Origin of the sequence: Veillonella parvula, from assembly GCF_040094895.1 — a bacterium.
Classification (GTDB): Bacteria; Bacillota; Negativicutes; order Veillonellales; family Veillonellaceae; genus Veillonella; species Veillonella parvula_L.
Window position 1 is genome coordinate 1 of the sequence record NZ_JBBNGV010000010.1, and the last position, 8,028, is coordinate 8,028.

The 8,028-nt window shown below is 39.7% G+C and carries 4 protein-coding genes; 3 read left to right on the forward strand and 1 reads right to left on the reverse strand.

Annotated elements, in window-relative coordinates; genetic code table 11:
- Both AAAT26_RS09540 and AAAT26_RS09545 read left to right on the forward strand, forming a co-directional pair.
- Positions 1–813 (forward strand): YadA-like family protein (locus tag AAAT26_RS09540; protein ID WP_349209156.1); only part of this gene is annotated, 813 nt, incomplete at its 5' end.
- 106 nt (positions 814–919) lie between these two features.
- Positions 920–1,564: a hypothetical protein gene (locus AAAT26_RS09545; RefSeq protein WP_004692902.1), complete on the forward strand. Its 645-nt coding sequence runs from the start codon at positions 920–922 to the stop codon at positions 1,562–1,564.
- Positions 1,565–1,676: 112 nt separating this feature from the next.
- On the opposite strand, the gene AAAT26_RS09550 is transcribed toward AAAT26_RS09545, so the two are convergent.
- Complete coding sequence (locus tag AAAT26_RS09550; protein WP_004692901.1) at positions 1,677–1,943, reverse strand: hypothetical protein; 267 nt, start codon at positions 1,941–1,943, stop codon at positions 1,677–1,679.
- Between the two features lie 704 nt (positions 1,944–2,647).
- Here AAAT26_RS09550 and AAAT26_RS09555 point away from each other — a divergent pair.
- On the forward strand, positions 2,648–8,028 hold a 5,381-nt coding region (locus AAAT26_RS09555; protein ID WP_349209158.1), incomplete at its 3' end, for an ESPR-type extended signal peptide-containing protein.

Here is an 8,028-nt window from a genome sequence, read left to right on the forward strand (position 1 = left end):
AAGTTGACTACAGAAGACAATTTAGGTGTCGTATCCGATGGTACTGGCAACCTTAAGGTTCGTATGGCGAAAGACTTGAAAGGTCTTGAAACAGTAACCACTAAGGATGCGGCAGGTAATACGACAGTTATGAATGGTGGCGGTGTAACAATTACACCTGCTAGCGGTAATGCTGTAAGCCTTACTAAAGATGGCCTTAACAACGGTGGTAATACAATTACCAATGTTGCGGCTGGTGTAAACGGCACTGATGCGGTTAACGTAAATCAATTAAAAGGTGCAACAGATAAGATGGCGAATGCAATCAATGCTGTAGCGGGTGAAACACAACGTGTAGGCGCTCATGCAGCGGCTATGGCTGCGTTGAAACCAATTCAATACGATCCATTGGAGCCAACTCAAGTAATGGCTGGTGTTGGTAATTACAGAGGTGAAACTGCGGCGGCGTTAGGTGTTGCACATTACACTGCAGAAGATACTATGTTCCATTTGGGTGTATCTGTTGGTGGTCATCACAATATGGTGAATGCTGGTGTAACTCACAAATTCGGTAACTCCGATGCGAAGAAAGCGGTTCCAGAACGTTATAAAGGTGGCCCTATCAGCTCCGTTTATGTGTTGCAAGATGAGGTAACAGCATTGAAAGCTGAAAATGCACGCATGCAAGAAAGCCTTAATGAATTGTCTTCAGTGAAGGCTGACAATGCACGTATGCAACAACGTATTGATGAATTATCCTCTGTGAAGGAAGATAATGAACAAATGAAGGCTCAAATTGCATTGTTGATGCAACAAGCAGGGCTTACAAAGTAAATTTGACTTGATTAAATGGGTTATTTAGTATACTCTAGTCATGTAAGAATCATGTAAGGAATATGAAAGCCGCCCTTTGGGGGGCGGCTCGTCATTAGGAGGATTTATGAAATTCAAAACATTTATGCCTGTATTGGCACTTGCTTGTGTATGCGCGGTAGGTCAAGCGGATGCGGCTCAAGATCGATTGATGATGCCAGAACAACCGGCTGAACCATTAAACGTAATTGAAGCGGAAGTAGCTGTTCCTGTACCTAGCGAAGAAGTTCGCGACGTTGTTAATGCTTTCACACAATTCCAATTGGACCAAAAGGGCAAACGTATCATGGACGATTCCCGCGTTATGACCGGTCAAGAACGGTACCGTAATAATGTGTTGTACTACATGAACGTTCGTCGTAGCTGGTACATCGTGAGCCATCGTTATAAAAACGATAGCTATGGTCGTTTAGCGTTGGACCGTTTGTACAACGATTACAAACAGTTCTTTACAGAACATGCGACTGTATCTGAAGACGCTAAATTGGACTATGCGCAACAAATCATCGATATCTTGGATCGTAATACAGCCAATGTACATGATGATGAATTGCGTTTCTACATGAACGAAATGGTCATCTTCAGCTTGAACGAAGCTATGAAAGATGGCAATAATCGCGTGAAACCTGTGGATGAAAAAGCAGCTCCTGCGATGGACGAACTTCACACAGTGGATCTTCGTAAAGCGATTAATGCACCAACAATTCAATAATTTTAGATGATTCAATTATAAGAATTAAGTGTTGTTGTGTTGTATTTCTTATAATTGTATGACCGATAAAAAATATCGGGGTGTTGTTTGTATTAACAATACCCCGATATTTTTATGCATATAATTTTGCAATCAATGTGATTCGCTGACCTTGAATCACCTTATATGTAATTTTTTTTACGATGGCCGTAAAGTTGTGATGCAGAAATTGTAACTGATCGTTAGGTTGAACGTCCGCATCATATGTGAATACGCCTTCTTCCCCATTAAAGCGACCTTTGATTGTGAAAGTTTGATTATCTCGTGTAACTACGATATCTTCTTCGGTAACCGTATTTGGTTTATCTATATTTTGTTGTAAGATATTGAGTTCTGACATAGATTTCTTCCTCCTTTCTGCTTTCAGTATAACAATAAAAATTAAAAAACACATGGAGTAATCGTATAAATTGTTTTTATACACATATGCTCTATTTCTATAAAGCCTATAAAGTCCGCCGATACGCCTTTAGAGGGACTTGGAATAAAAAAAGGAATGAAGGCGATTTGAATTTCACCTGTCATTCCTTTTACTATATAATAAAATGCTACCTTTATTGATTGTGCAATAGTTAATTGGCTTAAGTAGGTATGTAGTAATTGTGTACGTACATTGAGTCAAAATGGCAGAAACACTGTACGATATCCGTTTATGAAAAGATATCATTCTATTATATAGTCTATCATAAATCAGAATGATGAAGAGAAAATAAATTGGTTACATATGGTGTGATATTGGGACATAATTATGGAGCATATTAGTATTATTTATGAAAGTTGGTGAATAATAGTAAAAAAATACAGCATTTATGCAGAATATTCAGTATATTTAATTTTATCGAAATTATTAATAACTTAAACACAAAAGTTTTATGAAAATAAAATGAAAAAAAGTTTACTTTTCCCGTAATTTGTGGTATTTTAGATATACACATTCAAGAATGTCGATGAATTCTCAATACATCATCGATCTATCATTGTTATTTCATTAAAAATGTAGATAGTTAGTTAGTAAGTTTTATAAGTTTTATAGGAGAAAGATTAATGAATCGAGTATTTAAAGTGATTTGGAATCGCACAAAGGGCTGCTATGTTGTTGTGGCAGAAACAGCAAAAAACATGACGAAACAGTCTTCTTTGTCGGTTGTATTCTCTAAAATGGTAGGTGCTACAGCAGTTGCCGTTATGTTGACAGGCGTTATGATGCCTACAGATGCCTTGGGGGCACCAATTAAAAATGGTAATGGAGCGACAGCTGAAAACGACGGTGGTATCGCGATTGGTGATAATACAGCGTCTAATGGTGATTATAGTATCTCAGTAGGTACAGGTGCATCTGTAGGTAGAGGTGATACGGATGAAGGTAGAACTTTGGCTGGTATCGCTATTGGTCGTGGTGCAACTGTAACTGTTGATGATAATAAAGGGAAAAGTGTTCCGGCAAATCAAAGGACTGGTGGTATTGCTATCGGTCAAAGTGCTACAACTACGGTTGTAAATGCAATTGCTATTGGCTCAGGTACTAGTGCTGACGGGGCACAAGCCGTGGCTATCGGTCGTAACTCATATACGAGTGGTAATAATACGGTTGCTATTGGTAATAGTACTCGCGTTCGTTCTACTAATGGTTTTGCGCTTGGTAATGAAGCGTGGGCAGGTATTGATGAGAATGGAACTGTTGTAGGGAAAGATAATGACCAAGCCTTCGGTTCTAATGCTCGTGCTTGGGGTGGTTCCTCCATGGCGCTAGGTAATGATGCAAAAGCCGGTGGTGGCGGTGCCATTTCTATGGGTAATGGTTCTCAATCTAGAGGTGATTGGGCGGTAGCTATTGGTAATGGTTCTAAGGCTTTTAAACAAGGGTCTGCTGCATTGGGTACGAATGCTACAGCTAATAGCTCTCACTCTACTGCACTTGGTTGGGGTAGTACGACAAATGCCTATGCTGATATCGCGGCTGGTGATGGTTCTGTTGCATCTGGTGGTAATTCCCTAGCACTAGGGGTACAATCTTCTACGTCTGCTGGTGCGACAGGTTCTGTAGCGTTAGGTTTAAGCAGTAAAGCTGAGAAGACAAATTCTATGGCGTTAGGTGTATCTGCTAATGCAGCACATGAACGTTCCGTTGCACTAGGCGCTAATTCCAAGACTGATAATACAGTAAGCACACCAAATCAATTGGTAAATGGTTTATGGTATAAAAACTATGCCGGTGGCTCTGCTGATTCCACACTTAGTGTAGGTAGCGATACGTTAAAACGTACTATCACAAATGTAGCTGCAGGTCGTGTGGATGCACAATCTACAGATGCAATCAATGGTAGCCAATTATATGCTGTTGCCAATACCTTGGGTAATTTAGCAAGCACTACAAAAGGTATTTTAGGTGGCAATGCAGCGCTTGACCCTGATACTGGCAACTTGTCGATGAGTAATATCGGTAATACTGGTAAAGGCACGATTCATGATGCTATTAAATTCAATAAAGATACTATAGATAAAGGCCTTAACTTCGATGCTAATACAGGTGGTCCTAAAAACAACCTATTAGGTTCTAAAGTTACCATCAAAGGTGACGGTAGCAATATCAATGCCGCAATTACACAAGCCAATGGTGATACAACTATCAACATGACTTTGGGTAATACTATTAAAGTAGGTACAGCAAACCCTGTAACGATTGACGGCACTACAGGTTATGTAACAGGTCTTCAAAATAAAGACTGGAATGTAGATAGTCCTGTGGCTGTATCTGGCCGCGCTGCTACAGAAGATCAGTTGAAAAAGGTAAACGAAAAAGTTAATACCAATAAAACTGCAATCGATAAAAATACTGGAGATATTAACACTAACAAGCAAAATATCACAAAAAATGCTGGCGATATTGCTAAGAACAAAACTGATATCGCTCAAAACAAGCAAGACATCTCCACTATTAATACAAAAATTAATAAAGGTTTGAACTTTGCTGGTGATACAGGTACTGTAAGCAACAGACAATTAGGCGATACTGTAACTGTTAAAGGCGGTGCTACAGGCACATTGTCCGACGGTAATATCGGTGTTGAATCCGACGGCAATGGCACATTGAATGTGAAATTAGCTAAAACATTGACAGGTTTAGATAGCGTTACAGCAGGTAATACTAAGATTGATAATGGTGGCTTGACTGTAGGTGGTAAGAACTATGTATCTCCAACAGGTCTCAATGCGAATAATCAAAAGATTACTAATGTTGCTAATGGTAGCGACCCTAATGATGCAGTAAACTATAGTCAATTACAAGCTGCTATCGGTGGTACAGCCAAAGCATCCACTGTAAAAGCAAAGGATGCGAATGTAACTGTAACAGAAAGTACAAACGCAGCAGGCGGTAAGGAATATACTGTTGGTTTAGGCAATAAAATTACCGTAGGTACAGCACATCCTGTAACTGTAGACGGTGATGCTGGTCATGTAACAGGCCTTACAAATACAGATTGGAATGAAGATAATCCTGTGGCTGTATCTGGTCGCGGTGCTACTGAAGATCAGTTGAAAAAAGTTAACGATAAAGTTAACACTAATAAGACTCAAATTGACAAGAATAAACAAAATATCGCTGATAATAAGCAAAATATCACAAATAATGCTGGCAATATCGCTCAAAACAAGCAAGACATCTCCACTATTAATACAAAAATTAATAAAGGATTGAACTTTGCTGGTGATACAGGTACTGTAAGTAACAGACAATTAGGTGATACTGTAACCGTTAAAGGCGGTGCAACAGGCACATTATCCGATGGTAATATCGGCGTTGAATCCGACGGTAATGGCACATTGAATGTGAAACTAGCTAAAACATTGACTGGCTTGGACAGTGTTACAGCAGGTGGTACTACTATTAACAACGGTGGCTTGACTGTGGGTGGTAAGAATTATGTATCTCCAACAGGTATCAATGCGAACGATCAAAAAATTACCAATGTTGCTGATGGTACTGTAGGTGCAGGTAGCAAAGACGCTGTAAACGGCGGTCAATTACACGAGGCTAAAAACGAATTAAATACTAATATCAGTAATGCCAAAACTGAACTAATCAATAAAGGTCTTCGTTTCAACGCTGATAATAACGATGAAAAAACGAATAAACTTGGTTCTAAAGTAACAGTAAATGGTGATGGTAATATTACTACTGAAATTACGCAAACTGGCGATGATACTACAATCGGCGTTAAATTGAACAAAAACCTTAATGTTCAAACATTGACAGCTACAGATACTGTGAAAGCCGGCGGTGTAACAATGGGTAAACACGCTGATACTAAGAACTATGTAACTGGTCTTGATAATAAAGATTGGGATGTGAATACATCTAATCCTGTAAGCGGTCGTGCTGCTACAGAAGATCAATTGAAAAAGATTAGTGATGTTGTTAAGAATCAAGGTGCTGCTGCTACAGATTACCGTTTGGTGAAAAATACAGCTGCTGCAGATGAGGCTTATACTGTTGATTCTAATGGCGATGTTGACTTGACTGTAGAGGATAAAAACCATGCAGGTCAAAAAGAAACTGTTAAGATTAAGGATGTTGCATCTAAATCTAGCCTTGATAAATTGACAGATCGTGCTGTTAAGTATGACTTGGATCCTGCTGGCACTGTTGATAAAACTAAAGTAAGTTACGAAGGTCCTGCCTATGCTAACAAAGCGGGTGGCACTCATGTGACAAACTTGGCATATGCTACAGGCAACGATGGTAGCGAAGCGGTTAATGTGGATTACTTAAAAGATAAAATCAAAGATAGTGAAGACGCATTAACTAATAAAGGTTTGAAATTCGATGCTAACAGTGGCGGTGTAAAAACTAATAAACTTGGCTCTACGGTTACTGTTAAGGGCGAAGGTAATGATATTGATGCTAACTACAGCGGTGAAAACATTAAAACTTTCATCACACAAGATCAAGCTGGCAACACAACTATCGATGTGAAGATGAACAAAAACCTCAAAGCTAATAGTGTGGCTATTGCTGGTAAAAACGGTCAAGACGGCGTTACACTTAAAGGTGGCGACGCTAAAAACGGTGTAGATGGTACAAGCATTAATCGTTTAGTGACCGAAGATAAAGACGGTAATACACATACACTTGCAACTCTTGACGATGGTATGATGTACGGCGGCGATACAGGCAATGTGATTAAAAAGAAACTTAACAACCAAGTGAATGTTAAGGGCGGTATCTCCGATGAAAGCAAATTAGCGACTGAAGACAACATCGGTGTTGTTTCCGACGGTTCCGATACATTGAAATTGCGCTTAGCGAAAGAATTGAAAGGCTTGACGTCTGCTACTTTCACAAACGGCGGCAATAATACTGTTATCAATGGTGATGGCATGACCATCAATCGTGCTGGTGGCGATGCAGTAAGTCTTACAAAAGACGGCTTAAATAACGGCGGTAACAAGATTACGAATGTTGCTGATGGCACGGACCCTAACGATGCAGTTAATAAATCTCAATTGGATAAAGCTACAGCAGCTGCATCTACAACAGTATCGGCAGGTAATAATATTACTGTGACACCTAGCACCAATGCGAATGGTTCAAAGAACTATGAAGTAAGTCTTAAAGACAAAGTGACATTGGGTACTGATGCTACGAAACAAATCGCAATCGATGGCACTACAGGCACAATCAAGGCTGGTGATAAAGTTACAATCGACGGCAACAAAGGTACGATTAAAGCTGGCAATGTAACAATTGACGGTGAAAACGGTACCATTAAAGCTGGCGACAAGGTAACTATCGACGGTAAAGATGGTAAGATTGCAGCAGGTAAGGTATCTGTTGATGGTAAAGACGGTTATGTGACAGGTTTGGAAAACAAAGATTGGAATCCTAACAACATCACAAGCGGTCGTGCTGCTACAGAAGACCAATTGCAAAAATCTCACAAAGCCTTGGATAATAAGATTACTAACCTAGGTGATGAAATCACGAAAAAAGGTATGAATTTCGCCGGTAATACAGGTGAATTCCACCGTGATTTAGGCCAAAAGGTTACTATCAAAGGTGAAGGTAAAGAGTCTGACGATAAATATTCCGGCGAAAATATTAAAACCGTAGCCGACCAAGATGGTAATGTTACTATCAAGATGGCGAAAAACCTTAAGACTGACAGCTTAACTACTGATAAGGTAAAAGTTGGTAAAAACGGTAAGGACGGGGTATCCATTACTGGCCCTAACGGTGCTGAGGGTACAGACGGCAAGGTAGGTATCACAGGCAAAGACGGTAAAGATGCTGTATCCATGTCCGGTAAAGACGGTGTTGGTCATATCGGTTTAACTGGTAAAGACGGCCGTAATGCGGATATTACCGTTGATAAAGGTGATCCAGACTTAGACGGTAACAACATCACTCGTATTAAGTACCAAGA